Raw genomic sequence first — 16,459 nt, forward strand, 5'->3', positions numbered from 1 at the left:
ATGTGTGGAATTGTCGGCGCCGTAGCTGAACGCAACATCACAGCAATCTTGCTCGAAGGCCTCAAGCGCCTGGAGTACCGCGGTTATGACAGCGCCGGTGTGGCGGTGTTTACCAACGACGAGAAGCTCGAACGCATGCGTCGTCCGGGCAAGGTCAGCGAGCTGGAACAGGCGCTGGAAGCCGAACCGCTGCTCGGTCGCCTGGGCATCGCCCACACGCGTTGGGCCACCCATGGCGCGCCGTGCGAGCGTAACGCTCACCCGCATTTTTCCGGCGAGCTGGCGGTGGTGCACAACGGCATCATCGAAAACCACGAAGCCCTGCGTGAACAGCTCAAGGCGCTCGGCTATGTGTTCACCTCGGACACCGACACCGAAGTCATCGCCCATCTGCTCAACCACAAGCTCAAGGACCTGGTGGACCTGACCGTCGCCCTCAAGGCCACCGTCAAGGAACTGCACGGTGCCTATGGCCTGGCGGTCATCAGCACAAAACAACCTGACCGCCTGGTGGCGGCCCGCAGCGGCAGCCCATTGGTTATCGGCCTGGGCCTGGGGGAAAACTTCCTGGCGTCCGATCAGTTGGCGCTGCGCCAGGTCACCGACCGCTTCATGTACCTGGAAGAAGGCGATATTGCCGAAATTCGCCGCGACAGCGTGCAGATCTGGGACCTCGACGGCAATGACGTGGTACGTGAAACCGTCCAGTACCGCGACGGTGCCGATGTCGCCGACAAGGGCGAGTTCCGCCACTTCATGCTCAAGGAAATCCACGAACAACCGGCCGTGGTCCAACGCACTCTGGAAGGCCGCATGAGCCAGAACCAGGTACTGGTCCAGGCGTTCGGTCCACAGGCGGCCGAGTTGTTCGCCAAGGTCCGCAACGTGCAGATCGTGGCCTGCGGCACCAGTTATCACGCCGGCATGGTCGCCCGTTACTGGCTGGAGGAACTGGCCGGTATTCCGTGCCAGGTCGAAGTGGCCAGCGAGTTCCGTTATCGCAAAGTGGTGGTGCAGCCCGATTCGCTGTTCGTCACCATCTCCCAGTCCGGCGAAACCGCCGACACCCTGGCCGCCCTGCGTAACGCCAAGGAACTGGGTTTTCTCGCCAGCCTGGCGATCTGCAACGTCGGCATCAGCTCGCTGGTACGCGAATCCGACCTGACCCTGCTGACCCAGGCCGGTCGCGAAATTGGTGTGGCGTCGACCAAGGCGTTCACCACGCAACTGGTGGGCCTGCTGTTACTGACCCTGTCCCTGGGCCAGGTGCGCGGTACTCTGGGCAAAGGGGTCGAGGCAACCTTGGTGGAGGAGCTGCGCCGCCTGCCAGCCCGCCTGGGCGAAGCCTTGGCGATGGACAGCACGGTGGAAAAAATCGCCGAACTGTTCGCCGAGAAGAACCACACCCTGTTCCTCGGGCGTGGCGCGCAATTCCCGGTGGCGATGGAAGGGGCCTTGAAGCTCAAGGAAATCTCCTACATCCACGCCGAGGCCTACCCGGCCGGTGAACTCAAGCACGGCCCGCTGGCGCTTGTGGATAACGACATGCCGGTGGTCACCGTGGCGCCGAACAACGAGCTGCTGGAAAAGCTCAAGTCCAACCTGCAGGAAGTGCGCGCCCGTGGCGGCCAGTTGATTGTCTTCGCTGACGAGAAGGCTGGCATGACCAATGGCGAAGGCACCCACGTGGTGCACATGCCGCATATCCACGACATCCTGTCGCCGATCCTCTACACGATTCCGTTGCAGTTGTTGTCGTACTACGTCGCCGTGCTCAAGGGGACTGATGTGGACCAGCCACGTAACTTGGCGAAGTCTGTGACGGTGGAGTGAGTTGTCCACCGAGAGCCCAGGCTCCTGTTTTGTCGCTAGACAATAAAAACTGTCGCAGAGGGAGGGAGCTGTCCCAGCTCCCTTCATCGACACAGGCTCCCTCCCTTCTGTTGCGATGGCTGCAACCCCGCTTTGACCCTCGCCCATGCCTTTGAAAATTCAGCTCGCGACACGTCACGTGTTGAAGAATATCGAGTTGAAAAGACTCTCAGCGGCGATGGGTTGGCAAGGATGCAACGGCTTCAATCGGCTGATTCAGCAACGCCAATTAGTTAAGCCGTAATGCGATCTGTAGCAACTGTCCAGTTCACGAGGCTGCTACAGCAAAGAGTGCGTCGCGGCTGAAATTGCTTAACTGACCTTCATCGGGCTTATGAGGGTGAGGATTAGTATCGATAGGTTGCCTGCACTGAAAATATATTCGCACTGTTTTCGTAATTAGCACTGTATTCAGGTTGAAGGCCGGAGTTGTTCGGTTGGTTTACCGAGGCTTTGGATTCCCAGAGATAACCATAAGCAAAGTCTATCGTCAGATCGGGATTCGGCAAATAAGCGCCACCCAGGGTCACGACTTGGCGGTTACCAACCGGAACGCGCACGCTACGATCGGCATTGCTGATCGGCGACGGATCGTAGGCGTAGCCTGCACGCAGCAGCCATTGTTGGTTCAATTGAAAGGATACGCCAACGGCGGTGGACCACGTGTCGTGCCAGTTCAATGGTTCGCCCACACGCTCCAGACCCGCACTCTGGCCAAGGGCGGAAACATCGCTGTTGATTGCCTCGATCTTTTTCAGTCGACTCCAACGTTTCCAGGTGGTCCCCAGGTATCCCGTCCAGCGACTATTGAAATGATGGGTGATAGAGGTGTTCACGGATTCGGGCATCGTGATGTCTATCTTGTTGTCATACTTTCCGTCCAGCGGGATAACGCTCGGGGAGCCGGAAAACTCGGTATGCCCTTTGAGGTGATAGCTCACCTTCGAGTGGTAGTTAATCCCCCAACTCGTTGCATCACTCAAGTCAACCAAGAGGCCGACGTTGTAGCCAATTGCCGTGTCATCGCCTTTGATGGTGACCCGTGTGTCCTGGCCGTTGTTCAGAGCGCCGGTGGCCAGGTAATTCTGAAGTTTTGCATCGAAATGATTTATGGTCGGTCCGCCACCAATGGACACGTAATCATTGATCCGATAGGCAATGGTGGGCTGCAGGGTTACCTCCTTGGTCGAGCTATAGGAACCCTGGTAGCGGCCCTGAAAAGTGCTCTCGTATTCGTTGATCAGACCACTCGGAGCATAGAGACCCAGACCAATCGAAAAACGATCATCAAGCGGCGTCGACAGATAGGCGAAGGGCACGACCGCCAAAGGTACCGAGTCCCCCTTATTCGTTCCTGCGACACTGCTCTGCGCATCACTAATGTCGTCGCTCCCCGAGATGATCGCGGCCCCGCCGGAAATCTCGGTACGTTTCAACTTGGTCAAGCCAGCAGGATTTCCGTAGATGGTGCTGGCGTCCAGTGCGGAAGACGACCTTCCCGCATAAGCAGTTCCCGCACTGCTGGCACTTTGTTCGTTAAGAGCAATGCCATTAGCGCCTGCAATTGTAGAGGCACTGAGCAGTGCCATGACACTGGTGTACTTAATCCACGCAGCACTCTTTCGCTGAGCGGAGAGACACGGGATCGCACGGCTATTGAGTTTCATTTTCCACCTCTCGTTTATTGTTTTTGTTGATTGCACGCAGGCAAGGCTTCGCCTTCCTGTGCACTTTTGAGTGCCGGTTGGAGTTGATCGAAGTTGTGTAAAAGAACCTGAAGGAACACCACCAGGGCACGACTGCTGGACTTACAAATGCGAGTCAGGGACTCAATTAAGCCATTCGACTTGGAAGCTATAGCGCCCCAAGAGCGGCGCCAGGATTTCCTGGTTAGTTCCGGCCCGGATGCGGGCGACATGCCCACGGCCAGAAGCGGTCATTTGTTCAGGCTGTGACCCTGACCTAATCAAGCCTTGTCTTCATCGCTGAGCCTTACCGCTTCGGCGACTTTTCCAGCGTCGAAACCGATCCACTCGATAAGCCGACGCAGCAAGCCTGGCGCTTTCGCCACCAGCACTTGGCTGCGTGGCACCGTCACCAAGTCATGCCGCTGCTCGATGCAGTCCACCAGGGCGGCCACCACCTGCTCCAACGCGACGAACTGCCAGATCCCCTGATGGTTATTCCAGACCAGGGTGGAGGACGGCCCATCAACGATCGCCTCCATCATCGGCGTTTGGAAGAAGGTCGGGTGGAATGAGCCGACACTCACGCCGTGCTGACGAAGCTCCAGGCGTAAGCTGTCACACAGGGCCCAGACTCCGGCCTTGCTGGCGGTGTAGGCCGTGTTCAACGGCGAATGAACGAAAGCCGCCATAGACGAGATGGCCAGTAGATAGCCCTGGCGTGCCTTCACATGGGGCAGTGAGGCGCGGAAGGTGCGCGCCACACCGTTGAGGTTGATATCGATGACCCGGTCAAACGTGGCGGGATCGATATACTCCAGGGCTACCACCGAGCTGACGCCAGCGCCGGCGACCACCACATCAATTCCGCCGAAATGCTGCGCGGCCTCTTTCAGCGCCGTTTCCAGACTCTCAATTGAGCGCACGTTGGCCACCCAACCGACAGCGACATTAGGCCCGCCCAGGGTGACAGCCATTGCATTCAGGCTATCCAGATCGAGATCCAGCAAGACCAGCTTCGCGCCTTTGTCGCGCAGGGCCTGCGCGGCGGCCCTGCCGAGACCACCCGTGGCACCAGTGATGGCGATGACGCGGTCGTTCAACGAGTAGCTTTTCATGGGTGAACCTTAAGCAAGTAGTGGGGCATCAACTAGGGCTCTGGGTGCGAACGGTTTCTTCTTCCAATTGGTGGAGCAACCGTTGCAGGCGGGCATCGCGTGTCAGATGCCAGTCCGTGAAAACGTTGAACAGGCCGCGCAACAGTGAGATGGGCGCCCAGCGAGCCGGTACAACGATGCGCGGCTGGCGCTTTTGTAGACCGCGCACCACGCCACGTGCCACCTGTTCCGGTGCAATCGCCTGATGCAGGAAGGCCGGCAATAGGGTCTCGTTCATCTGGGTGGCGATGGCGTTGCCACCGAAGGCGACCTTGGCGATGGCGGTCGCCGTCCAGCCGGGATAGAGCACGCTGGCGCTGGCCCCGGTTGCACTTAACTCGGCGCGCAGCGAGCGGGCCAGCGACTCCACCGCCGCCTTGCTCGCGGCATAGGGCGCGTTGGCCATGCCGTTCAAGTAGGCATAGGTCGACGACGTGACCAGCACTTGGCCCCGATTGCGCACGACCTCCGGCAGTGCGGCGCGCATCGCGTGCCACACCCCGAACAGATCCACCTCAATGATGCGACGGAACTCCGCTTCGTCGCAGGTGCGTAGGGTCGCCGGTACGCCTCGCCAGGAGATGCCGGCATTGGCGAAGGCCACATCGAGACGGCCGAAACGCTCGACTGCTTGGCATATCACTGCCTTTGCCGCCTCGGCGTCGGTGACGTCGAACGCCAGCGGCAACACACGTTGGCTGTTGAACTCCTGGGCCAGCTTGTCCACCGCCTCCTGCGAGGTATCGGTCAGCACTAGGCTGGCGCCCTGCACATACAGTTCGCGTGCACTGGCGGCGCCGATGCCGCCAGCCGCGCCGGTGATCAGAACCACTTTGCCTTGAAGGTCGTACATATTCTTATCTCTTCGTTGGCGTGCTTGGCACGTTGCGCTTGAGGAAGTCGAGTTGATCACCCACCACCTGCTCGAAGGCTTCGCCCACATAAATATCGAAATGCCCATGGGCATAGCGCTTGATCTCATGACGTGGCGCGCGCCGGGCGTGACGCAGCGTCCGCTTCGCCGGTGCCACGCTGTCGGGATCGCACACGCAAAACAGCACAGGGGCCTGGATACGAGGTGTACTGCGCCCGGGGTAGTAGCGAATGATGTCCAGGGCAAAACGCGCGGCGGCCTCTTTGCGGATACGCGCACCTGACGGGATCAGCCCGTTATAGCCACCCCAGGCATCCGGCGAAGTCATGAATGCCGTATCGCCAGGTTGACCGGCGAGCGGAACCAGAATGGGTTTGGCGCCGAACCACGAGCCGATACGGTCGGCCAGGGCCAGCAAGGTGAGGCGAAGTGACACCAGGAGTTCGGTGGCAAGACTGGAGCTCAGGCCGTCGGTGAAGGGACATTGGGAAATGACAGCGGCCACCCTGGCATCGTCGGCGGCGGTGGCCAGCACATGCCCGCCACCGAACGAGGTGCCCCAGATAACGATACGCTGCGGGTCCACATCCGCGAGGCGGCGGGCGTGATCTATCGCGGCTGTCCAGTCTTCGAGCTGGCGGTTGATATCCAGCAGTTGGCGCGGCTCGCCTTCGCTGTCGCCGAAGTGGCGATAGTCGAACACCAGGCACGCGTAGCCGGCGGCGGCGAAGCGGGCGGCAAAGGCCGGCAAGCGCATCTTGCGCGTCCCGCCAAGCCCATGCGCCATCACCACCACCGGGAAAGGTCCTGCACCCAGTGGGCGGTAAAAGTCGGCAACGCAACGCGAGCCGTTGGAGAAGAACTGGATTGTCGCTGGTGCCAGAAGATCGGTGATCGTGTTCATGAACGGCATCTGCTGGAATGGCTGGAGTGCCGTCATTCTCGGCCGCTGCCGTTAGGAAGGCTTGACGGTATCCGACGCCCCGCTTGACACTTTGCGCCAAACAACAAAAGGCCAACCAGCCTAAAGAGGCCCGATGAGCCAGCCTTTGTATCGGCGCGTGGTGCCAGAGACCTACGTGCAACTGCTCTATGAATACCTGGAGGTGCTCGGTCATGAGCCCGAGTCGGTACTTGGCCAGCCCTGGCCCACACCTGCCCAGGAGGGTGTCGGCGGCGTTGACGTGGAATGCTGGGATCGCCTGCTGGTGACGGCGGCGCAGGCACTGGACGACCCGCTGCTGGGCCTACACGTCGGCCAAACCATCAGCGCCCGGCATATCGGTGTGCTCGGCTCGGTGCTGCTGGCCTGTGGTAATCTCGGTACGGCTCTGCAACGCCTGGAGCGCTACATTCGCCTGGTGTACGACGTCATTCCCATGACTCGCCGCGACGGCGACGGCTGGTTCGAACTGGTCTGGGATGTCAGCCAGTACCAGCCCGGACCCTTGGTGAACGAAACCGGTATGGTTGCCATAATGCAGTTCTGCCGTGCCCTAGTGCGCGGCACGGTCAACCCGTTGCGAATCGATTTCAATCATCCCAGCCCTCTCGACACCAGCCCGTACGAAGCCTTCTTCGGCTGCCCGGTACGCTTCGGTCAGGCCGAGGCGGTCCTGCGTTTCTCCGCGCAACTGCTCGAACTGCCCTTTAAGAGCCCCGACCCGGCGCTGGTCTCCCTGTTGGAACAACATGCGGATCGCCTGCTGGCCCAGTTGCCACAGCAGGATGAATTCGTGGAACAGCTGCGCAAGACCATCACCCATGCCTTGCGCGAAGGTGAGCCGAGCATAGAGCGGATAAGCCCCCAACTGGGCACCTCGTCACGCACGCTACAGCGCCGTCTAAAAGAGGCCGGCACCAGCTTTCGCTATGAGCTGAACTTGGTTCGCCACGAACTAGCGTTGTCGTACCTGCGCGATCCACGCCTGCAAATCGTGGATATCGCCATGCTGCTGGGCTATTCGGAGCACAGCGCCTTCACTCGCGCCTTCAAGGAGTGGAGTGGAAGGTCGCCCCATGAGGCGAGACAACTCAACTCGGAGAGTTACTGAGCGGGGAGTCCATGGAATTAGGGAAGGCTTCGGGAGCAGGCTCAGTCTCTGTTCGGCCTCGGGATATCAGGCCCTTTTTGAGTGGTCCATTGAGTGGCCGCTGAGCGTTTCGTTATCAGGGCTTGAATCTGCGCTAGCGTGTTGCGAAGACACGTTGGCGGCCCCCGAAGACTCGATGCAACCATCAGAGATATAAGGTCCAGTAGAGGTCGATTTCTTCGACAGTGAGAGCCCGGGCTGCTGGGTTCATCCCGAATAGCGGGTAGGACATCCACTCTTGGAATCTCAGAAGTGGCTGTAAGGCCCGCCGTTCCTGGGCTAGACAGTTTTTATTCTCAAGCGTATTTGTCCGAGTCACGGTTTTTGGGGCTCGCGACAGTTTTGCATTTCCTCCGAATCGGGCTGAAGGCCACGGAAACTGGGCGTCTTTTGCGACAGTTTTAATTCTCTTAATCCACAGCTCAGCCCCGAAACGCTGATAGAAACCAACCCCCTGATTCAGGGGGTTTTTTTTTAGGGGCGACTAGACTTCGTGCTGGTTCAGGCTGGGAACCGAGCTCAATCGCGCTCTGGTCGGCCAGCCCTGTTCGTCGTATTCAAGGCAAGCTGCCGAACGACTGCATTGACAACACGGGACTTAGATGATGATATCAAGTCATACGACAACGTATGACATAGAAAAATAATAAAAACGAAAGGCGCAGTCATGTCTTCCACATCTACCGCCCTGCGATTTTGCAAGTCACCGGTCCCACGCGTTATCGCAGGGCGCCAGCGACCTTCCTCTCTTTGCGAGAAGCCCCCTGCGGGCTCGCAACGGCTATCCAATTCCTCGATCCCAACGTTAAGGCCTGTGCGCTTGCCTCGTCAGGCGTTAGCGCTGGGCGTGCTCGCTTCGTGCGTAACTTCAAACCCACAATCAATGGCAGCACCTGGAGAACAATAATGAAGAAAACACTCTGCGCCTCTTTGATCGCCTCTTTCCTGAGCCTGACTGCCGGCACGGCAATGGCCGCCGATGCCAGCGACTGGCCAAGTCGTCCGGTGCAGGTGGTGGTGATTGCCAACGCCGGCGGTGACACTGATTTCAACGCACGAATGATGGCCAAGTACTTTACCAAGCTCACCGGCAAATCCATGGTGGTGACCAATATGGCCGGCGGGGGCGGGACGATTGCCGCCGATGCGGTCAAGAGTGCAGAGCCAGACGGCAATACCATCCTGTTCACCCACACCGGCCAGTTGATCGTTAACGAAGTGGCGGGACTCTCGGAGGATCGCTTTGATGCGTTTGATATCTCCTGCATCGCCGGCGTCGACAAAGGTGCGGTGTTCGTCTCGGCGAAAAGCTCGGGCATCGACAGCCTCGACCAACTGATTGAAAAAGCCAAGGCCAAGCCCGGCACCATTACCTACGGTACCGAAATGGGCAACTTCTCTCACCTGCAAGGGCTGATGTTCGAGAAGCTCGCCGGTGTGAAACTGAAAATGGTCGACAGCGGCACGGTGTCGGAAAAAATCGTCGCCTTGCTGGGCAAGCGCATTGACCTTGGCGCCATCAGTTATGGGTCGGTCCAGGATTACATCACCAGCGGCAAGATGACTGCCTTGGGCCAGCCCAACGCTGAGCGCAACGCATTGCTGGGCGACGTCAAGACCTTCAAGGAACAAGGCGTGGACCTGATCCTGGACAAGCCTTATGTCGTCGCTTTCCCGAAAGGCACTGACCCGGCCATCGTCAAGAAAATGGCCGACACCATGAAGAAGATTACCGAAGAGCCGGAATACGCCGAAGAGCTGAAGAAATCCTTCAAGCAGCCGGTCAGTTTCCAGGGCACCGAGGAAGCTGTTGCCACCCTGAACAAAACCCGCGACAGCTTCATGCAGTTCAAGGACGAGATGCGTAAAGCCAAGTAATTCTGCGTAGCGGCTCGGGTGTGCGCCGCGTTGGCAACCACCCGATCATCAGTCCTTTCCAGCAAGAGGAGCCTGTATGGATTCCTATAAAAGAAACGAGCTATTGGCCGGCCTGGCCATGCTCGGTGCCGGCGTGGCTTATCTGGTATTGACCTTGAACCTGCCGCGTCGCGGGTTGGTCGATGCCGCGTTTGTACCTTGGGTGCTTGCTGTCGCGTTATGCCTGTTGGGTGCGTTGCAATTATGGGCGTGGCGAAAGCTGCCGGACAAAAGTGCCGAACCGACAGAAAAACCTGAGTCGATCGACTATCCAACAGTCTTCAAATCCCTGGCTTTGGTGCTGATTTTTACAGCGCTGCTGCAGACCGTAGGCTTTGTGATCATGACGGTGCTTTATCTCTATGCCCAGTTCATCGTGCTGACCCCTGCGGAACAAAAGGTCAAGCACCTCCAATACGCGCTGATAGCGGTCGTTTCGGCGGTGCTGATTTTCTTCATTTTTCGCCATGGCTTCGACTTGCTCCTGCCGGTCGGTTTATTGGATTTCTAGGGGACGGCCATGATCGAACTCATGCAAACAGGCTTCGCGGCCGTACTGACACCCTACGTTTTTCTCCTGATCACCCTCGGCGTTGCGGTGGGGATCGTTTTTGGTGCGGTGCCCGGGCTCTCGGCCACCATGGCCATCGCGCTGTGCTTGCCGCTGACTTACTCGATGGGGCCAGGCCCTGGCTTGGCGCTGCTGGTCGCGTTGTTCGTCGGTGCCACTTCGGGAGGGCTGATATCGGCGATATTGCTCAACATACCGGGAACGCCGGCCTCCATCGCCACGACATTCGATGGTTGGCCGCTGATGAAACAAGGCCATGGCGTCAAGGCCCTTGGGATTGGCGTGGTGTTCTCGTTTCTTGGCACGATTTTCAGTATCGCCGCGCTGATGTTCATCGCCCCGATCCTGGCGGAACTGGCCCTGAGCTTTGGCCCGCACGAATATTTTTCCATCGCTATTTTCTCGCTGACGTTGATCGCCACGCTGTCGACCGGTTCGCTGGTCAAAGGCTTGTTTGCCGGTGCCCTGGGTTTTGCCTTTTCCACCGTGGGGATTGCACCGGTCGAGGCCATTCGCCGCTTTACCTTTGACCTGCCGAGCCTCAATGGCGGCTTCGCCATGCTGACTGTCATGATCGGCATGTTTGCCGTCGCCGAGGTGCTGAAGTTTGCTGAGAGTGCGCGCCTGAGCCACCGGGCCAAACCACAGCACGTCAGTATGAAAGGCGTGAAAGGTTTCGGTTTTTCGATAAAGGAATTTGTCGGTCAACTGCCCAACGCCACTCGTTCATCCCTGATCGGCCTCGGTATCGGCATCCTGCCCGGTATCGGTGCCGGTACGTCGAATATCGTTTCTTACATCGTTGCAAAGAAACGCTCCAAGACGCCTGAGGAGTTCGGTAAAGGCAAGATTGACGGCGTGGTGGCCAGCGAGACGGCAAACAATGCCGGCATCGGTGGCGCGATGATTCCACTGCTGACGCTGGGCATTCCCGGCGATACCACCACGGCGGTCATGCTCGGCGGTTTCATGATCCACGGCATCCAGCCAGGGCCCCTGCTGTTCATCAGCCAGGCACCGTTGGTCTATACGATCTTCGCCGCGCTTATCCTCGCTTCCGTGCTGATGCTGGTGCTGGAGTTCTACGGCCTGCGCATGTTCATCAAGTTGCTGGCGGTGCCCAAGCACATCCTGCTGCCGATCATCCTGGTCTTGTGCGTGGTTGGGGCCTTCGGCTTGAACAGCCGGATCTTCGATGTCTGGGCGGTGTTGCTGTTTGGCTTGCTGGGGTACGGGTTCGTCAAAGCCGGTTTGCCGATTGCACCGTTCATCATCGGCTTCATCCTGGGCCCCATGGCGGAAACCAACTTACGCCGTGGCTTGATGCTGTCCGACGGCAACTTCGTCGGCTTCCTCACCAACCCCATCTCAGCGGGCTTTCTCATCCTGGCTGCCGCCTCCATCTCCTGGCACCTGGTGACGGTTATTCGCAACAGGAAAAGCGCGGCTATTGAATTGATGCGCAGCTAGCTCGCTGCATTTGTCCGCGTTCGCTGCTGCAACCCGAACAGGTGTTGCAGCAGCCAAACCCAAACGTTCGGAGCAAAGCCATGCAAGACACGCCTCAAATGCCTTCCGCCGACGACGACCGCATTGCCTGGGTGCGCGTGGCCTCGGTTTTCCTGCCATTGGCCAATCCCATCAGCGATGCCAAGGTGCTGACCGGCCGGCAAAAGCCAATGACAGAAATCGCCATTCTGTTCGTGGAAATCGAAACCAGGGACGGCCACCGTGGCCTGGGGTTCAGCTATTCCAAGCGCGCCGGTGGCCCCGGGCAATTTGCCCACGCCCAGGAAATCGCCCCCAGCCTGATCGGCGAGAATCCAAGCGATATTTCCAAACTATGGGACAAGCTCTGCTGGGCGGGTGCCTCGGTGGGGCGCAGCGGCTTGGCCACACAGGCCATTGGCGCGTTCGATGTCGCCCTGTGGGATCTGAAAGCCAAGCGAGCCAATCTTTCGTTGGCTCGCTTGCTCGGCGCCCATCGCGATTCGGTCCAGTGCTACAACACATCGGGTGGATTCCTGCATACGCCGCTTGATCAATTAATGATCAATACCGAGCTGTCTCGGGAAAAGGGCATTGGTGGTATCAAGCTCAAGGTGGGTCAGCCTGACCAGGCACTGGATCTGCACCGGGTCAGCACCATCCGCAAACATCTGGGCGATGACTTTCCATTGATGGTCGACGCCAACCAGCAATGGGATCGGCCCACTGCGCAGCGCATGTGCCGCCGTCTCGAGCAGTTCAACCTGATCTGGATCGAGGAACCGCTCGATTGCTACGACGCCGAAGGTCACGCCGCATTGGCTCGGGAATTCGATACGCCAATCGCCACCGGTGAAATGCTCACCAGCGTTGCCGAACACTGGGAGTTCATCAAACTGCGCGCGACCGATTACCTGATGCCTGATGCCCCTCGTGTCGGTGGCATCACCCCTTATCTCAAAGTCCAGGCGTTGGCCGAGCAAGCGGGGCTGATGATTGCGCCGCACTTTGCCATGGAGCTGCATATCCATCTGGCTGCCACGTACAGTCGCGAGCCTTGGGTGGAACATTTCGAATGGCTGGAGCCGCTGTTCAATGAGCGTATGCAAACCCGTGATGGGCGGATGTTGGTGCCCACCCGGCCTGGCCTTGGGCTGTCCTTGAGTGAGCGCGTGGCTGGCTGGACGGCGAATCAGGCAGCGTTCGGGCAGCGTCCGTAAGTGCTAAGGAGAGAGGGATGCCTTCGTTGAGCGATGAAGTGCTCCAACGCATCGAGCAGGTGGTAGGGCAGGCAGGGTTGGTACGTGACCCGGCGTTGATGCAGAGCTATCTGACGGACTGGCGTAACGCCTATCAAGGCCAGGCTGCGTTGGTGGTACGCCCGGCGACGACCGAGGAAGTGGCCGAGGTTGTACGCATCTGTCATGACGCCCAAGTGGCCTTGGTGCCCCAAGGCGGCAACACCGGCTTGAATGGCGGATCGATCCCCGATGCTTCTGGCAGCCAATTGGTGCTGTCCTTGAACCGGATGAAGCGCATCCGGGAAATCGACCTGGCCAACGAAACCATCACGGTAGAGGCCGGGGTGATTCTGCAACATTTACAGGATGCCGCCAGCCAGGTTGGGCGCCTGTTTCCGCTGTCACTGGGGGCGGAGGGCAGTTGCACGGTGGGTGGCAATCTTGCGACCAATGCCGGCGGAACGGCAGTGCTGCGTTACGGCAACATGCGTGAGCTGACCCTTGGCCTGGAAGTGGTGCTGCCTGACGGCCGCGTCTGGAACGGATTGCGGGGCTTGCGTAAGGACAACACCGGTTACGACCTCAAGCATTTATTTATTGGCTCGGAGGGCACGCTCGGGATCATCACGGCGGCGGTGCTCAAATTGTTCCCGGCGACCCATAGCACGGCGACAGCCTGGGTCGCGCTGCCTTCGCCGCAGGCGGCGGTGGAGTTGATTGGCCATGTGCGCAGCCTGTGCGCCGACCGCCTGACGGGCTTCGAGATGATGTCGCGCCAAAGCCTGGATTTTGTCCTGGACCATGTGGCCGGTTGCAGTGACCCGCTGGAAACGAAGCATCCTTGGTACGCCCTCATTGAGCTGCGCGACACGGTGCCCGACGCGCCATTGACGCTGTTGCTTGAAAACGGCCTGGCCCACGCCTTCGAGCGCGGTTGGGTCAGCGATGCGGTGTTGGCCAGCAACCAGACGCAAGCCGCGGCACTGTGGGCGCTGCGCGAAGGTATTTCCGAGGCGCAGAATCATGAAGGCCCGAGCCTCAAGCATGACATCAGCGTACCCGTGAGTCGCATACCGGAATTCATCGAGCGCACCGACAGTGTCTTACAACAGGACTTTGCGGGGGTGCGCATCGTTTCTTACGGCCACATGGGCGACGGCAACCTGCATTACAACATCAGCAAACCGCTCGGCGAGACGGACGCCTCGTTCAGGGCCCGGGAACACGCGATCATGGAGGTCATCTACCGGATGACAAGCGCCTTCAACGGCAGCATCAGCGCTGAGCACGGACTGGGACAAGCCAAGCCTGACGCGGCCGTTCGCTTCAAGGATCCGCTGGAGATCGAATTGATGCGTGCCATTAAACGCACGCTGGACCCGGCGGGGTTAATGAACCCTGGCAAGGTCTTCACTGCCGGGCTCGAATAATCAGATATAGCGCGGATGGCGCCAGCATTTGCGTTTGTCGCTAAGCGTTACTCCAGAAAACAACGATCAAAAAGATAAACGCTGGCCGGCTTGAGGTTTTCCACCGTGCGTTGCGGGCGGCCGCCGTCGCCGCTTTTCTTGCGGCCGGTTTCCTGCAAGTAGCCCGCCTCGGTCATCTTCAATAGACGCTGGCGCATGCTGGTCTTGAGCACCGGACGATCGAGCACCACGGAGAAAATGCCCACCGCTTCCGGCGCACTGAACTCCGGGCCCAGGAACATCAGCGGCAGGCTGCTGTAGAGGGCTTTGGACAACAACCGCTCCTGGACCGCAGCCACCAGGCTGTTGTGGTCGAAAGGAAGTTTGATCGAGGCGTCAGCGACATCCTTGAGGGGGAAAAAACCCTGGTGTTCGGCGAGCTGGACCGCCTCGCTGACAATCGCGAGATAAAAAGTCGACGACGACCAGCAGCGCGGATCGCGGAACGCGTCGCCGACGGTGCCGACCTGTTCGATCCAGGCCAGCGGCATGCCCACTTTGCTTGAGCTGCGCAGACGCTCCACGGCGTCGTTGAGCGTGAGATCTTCGACGTCACCATTGACCACGATCCCGGGCAGCGCCCAGTGACCGGCGAACGGCTCGGCTTCCCGGCGGTTCAAGAGGATTTCCAGCGCCTGGGTCTCCCGGCACAAGCGCAGCACACAGAGGTCGATGGTGTGCAGGTAGTCGCGCGCGGGGGCTGTGCTAGTGGGCATGTCGATTTCCGTGGGTCGCATAAAGGTCATAGTTTAACGGGTTCATGCCGGGAGCCATCCAGTCGGAGGGAAGCGACTCGCCCAACGCCAGTCGTTCGCGAACCACCGTGCTGCGCACGTGGATCTTTTCCTCCACGCAAAGAATGGAAAAACGCTCCAGCAATTCCTGGCCGCGGTAGAAGGTCGGCAGCCGATCCGCGACATCCCGGCCCACCACCAATGCAATCCGCTTGCCGTCCAGGGCCAGGCTGTCGGCGAGGTGGGCGAGCAGGGTGTAGCTGTAGATTGCGCCCTCAACGCCACGGGCCACGACCTGTTCCACCCGGCTTGCACGCACTTCGGCGCAGCACAGTGGCTGCACCTTTTCGACGATCGATTCCAGCCAGTTCAGGCGAACGTCATAGTCGACCATTTGTTTGCCGTAAGGATGCCGGAAGCTGGGGACCACCAGCACGCGTCTGGCCAGGCGTGAGGCCTCGATCATCACCTGGGCGTGACCGGCGTGCGGAGGATTGAAGGCGCCGCCATAAAGGGCAATCTCGAACATGGCATATCCTCTTTTGGTACACGACATGTACTCTATCAGCAAAATCTTTTTAGTGAAAACATGATTTGTGCTGAGCAATAGCCATTGTTAAGGAGAGTTCGTCAAAAATATTTTCTGTGAGTGGCTTGTCATGAAAGTACATCTTGTGTACTCTCATCGCCATGAAGAGGAGAAACCCAGCATGAACAGCCTGACCCGGAAAACCGCTTCCTTCGATGTCGATGCGCAAAAGAGCTTTACGCCGCTATGCCCCGATGAGCTTCCGGTGCCGGGCGGTGACCAGATTGCCGGTGAGCTGAATTTCGTCGCATCCCTGGCCAGCCTCCGCATCGGCAGCAAGGACGCCCATTCGCCCCTGGCTCCGTGGGTGGTCGCCGATCACGCACAGATGTTCGTGCCGACGGGGCTCGAGCACGCCGATATCACCTGGGTCAGCCACTGCGTTCCCGGCACCGAAGGTTTCGCCCTGCTGGATCAATTGCCGAGCCCCTATGACTACGACTATTTCGTTTGGAAGGGCGTCGAGCCGGATCTGCACCCCTACGGCGCGTGCTACCACGACCTGCACGGCAAGCTGTCCACCGGGGTGATCGAGTACCTGAACGGCCTGGGTGTGCGGCAGGTGATTGTTGGCGGGCTGGCGCTGGATTTCTGCGTCAAGACCACCGCTCTGCAACTGGCCGCCGCTGGCTTCGAGGTGATCATTCACCTCCCGGCCTGCCGGGCCATCAGTGAGGAGGGGGCCATCCAGGCCATCCAAGACATGCAGCAAGCGGGGATTTCGGTGGCCTTGACCCGCGAAGAAACCATCCGCCTGGCAAACGCATAA

At 59.3% G+C, this 16,459-nt stretch carries 14 protein-coding genes; 8 read left to right on the forward strand and 6 right to left on the reverse strand.

The window, feature by feature from the left end; translation table 11 throughout:
- A complete protein-coding gene (gene glmS, locus BM300_RS15630; RefSeq protein WP_063323662.1) occupies nt 1–1,833 on the forward strand; it encodes a glutamine--fructose-6-phosphate transaminase (isomerizing) in 1,833 nt (610 codons plus the stop codon).
- 386 nt (nt 1,834–2,219) lie between these two features.
- Here the strand turns inward: glmS and BM300_RS15635 are convergent, their stop codons facing one another.
- The 4 genes from BM300_RS15635 to BM300_RS15650 all read right to left on the reverse strand — a co-directional run bounded on the left by BM300_RS15635 (nt 2,220) and on the right by BM300_RS15650 (nt 6,492).
- A complete protein-coding gene (locus BM300_RS15635) occupies nt 2,220–3,539 on the reverse strand; it encodes an outer membrane protein transport protein (RefSeq protein WP_092147521.1) in 1,320 nt (439 codons plus the stop codon).
- Between the two features lie 299 nt (nt 3,540–3,838).
- Nucleotides 3,839–4,675: an SDR family NAD(P)-dependent oxidoreductase gene (locus tag BM300_RS15640; protein WP_092463252.1), complete on the reverse strand. Its 837-nt coding sequence runs from the start codon at nt 4,673–4,675 to the stop codon at nt 3,839–3,841.
- Nucleotides 4,676–4,703: 28 nt separating this feature from the next.
- Nucleotides 4,704–5,567, reverse strand: a complete 864-nt coding sequence (locus tag BM300_RS15645) for an SDR family NAD(P)-dependent oxidoreductase (protein ID WP_092147524.1) — start codon at nt 5,565–5,567, stop codon at nt 4,704–4,706.
- Nucleotides 5,568–5,571: 4 nt separating this feature from the next.
- Nucleotides 5,572–6,492: an alpha/beta hydrolase gene (locus BM300_RS15650; protein WP_170862062.1), complete on the reverse strand. Its 921-nt coding sequence runs from the start codon at nt 6,490–6,492 to the stop codon at nt 5,572–5,574.
- A 133-nt stretch (nt 6,493–6,625) separates the two neighbouring features.
- Between BM300_RS15650 and BM300_RS15655 the strand changes: the two genes are divergently transcribed.
- From BM300_RS15655 to BM300_RS15680, 6 genes are all read left to right on the forward strand, one after another.
- On the forward strand, nt 6,626–7,642 hold the full coding sequence (locus BM300_RS15655; RefSeq protein WP_092147530.1) for an AraC family transcriptional regulator: 1,017 nt from the start codon (nt 6,626–6,628) through the stop codon (nt 7,640–7,642).
- A gap of 945 nt (nt 7,643–8,587) precedes the next feature.
- Nucleotides 8,588–9,559: a tripartite tricarboxylate transporter substrate binding protein gene (locus tag BM300_RS15660; protein WP_092147533.1), complete on the forward strand. Its 972-nt coding sequence runs from the start codon at nt 8,588–8,590 to the stop codon at nt 9,557–9,559.
- 103 nt (nt 9,560–9,662) lie between these two features.
- Nucleotides 9,663–10,109: a tripartite tricarboxylate transporter TctB family protein gene (locus BM300_RS15665; RefSeq protein WP_371856965.1), complete on the forward strand. Its 447-nt coding sequence runs from the start codon at nt 9,663–9,665 to the stop codon at nt 10,107–10,109.
- A gap of 9 nt (nt 10,110–10,118) precedes the next feature.
- Complete coding sequence (locus BM300_RS15670; protein ID WP_092147539.1) at nt 10,119–11,639, forward strand: tripartite tricarboxylate transporter permease; 1,521 nt, start codon at nt 10,119–10,121, stop codon at nt 11,637–11,639.
- An 80-nt stretch (nt 11,640–11,719) separates the two neighbouring features.
- Complete coding sequence (locus BM300_RS15675) at nt 11,720–12,877, forward strand: L-talarate/galactarate dehydratase (RefSeq protein WP_092147542.1); 1,158 nt, start codon at nt 11,720–11,722, stop codon at nt 12,875–12,877.
- A gap of 17 nt (nt 12,878–12,894) precedes the next feature.
- Nucleotides 12,895–14,328 carry an FAD-binding oxidoreductase gene (locus BM300_RS15680; RefSeq protein WP_092147545.1) on the forward strand — a complete coding sequence of 478 codons (1,434 nt, stop codon included), beginning with the start codon at nt 12,895–12,897 and terminating at the stop codon, nt 14,326–14,328.
- A gap of 47 nt (nt 14,329–14,375) precedes the next feature.
- Here BM300_RS15680 and BM300_RS15685 read toward each other — a convergent pair whose 3' ends face one another.
- Together BM300_RS15685 and BM300_RS15690 are read right to left on the reverse strand one after the other, a co-directional pair.
- Complete coding sequence (locus BM300_RS15685; RefSeq protein ID WP_092147548.1) at nt 14,376–15,083, reverse strand: NUDIX hydrolase; 708 nt, start codon at nt 15,081–15,083, stop codon at nt 14,376–14,378.
- On the reverse strand, nt 15,073–15,630 hold the full coding sequence (locus BM300_RS15690; RefSeq protein WP_092147551.1) for an adenylyltransferase/cytidyltransferase family protein: 558 nt from the start codon (nt 15,628–15,630) through the stop codon (nt 15,073–15,075). The genes BM300_RS15685 and BM300_RS15690 overlap by 11 nt, the downstream gene beginning before the upstream one ends.
- 181 nt (nt 15,631–15,811) lie before the next feature.
- Here BM300_RS15690 and BM300_RS15695 point away from each other — a divergent pair, with 181 nt between their 5' ends.
- On the forward strand, nt 15,812–16,459 hold the full coding sequence (locus tag BM300_RS15695; RefSeq protein WP_092463254.1) for a nicotinamidase: 648 nt from the start codon (nt 15,812–15,814) through the stop codon (nt 16,457–16,459).

Source organism: Pseudomonas sp. NFACC46-3 (genome assembly GCF_900114515.1).
Classification (GTDB): domain Bacteria; phylum Pseudomonadota; class Gammaproteobacteria; order Pseudomonadales; family Pseudomonadaceae; genus Aquipseudomonas; species Aquipseudomonas fluorescens_Q.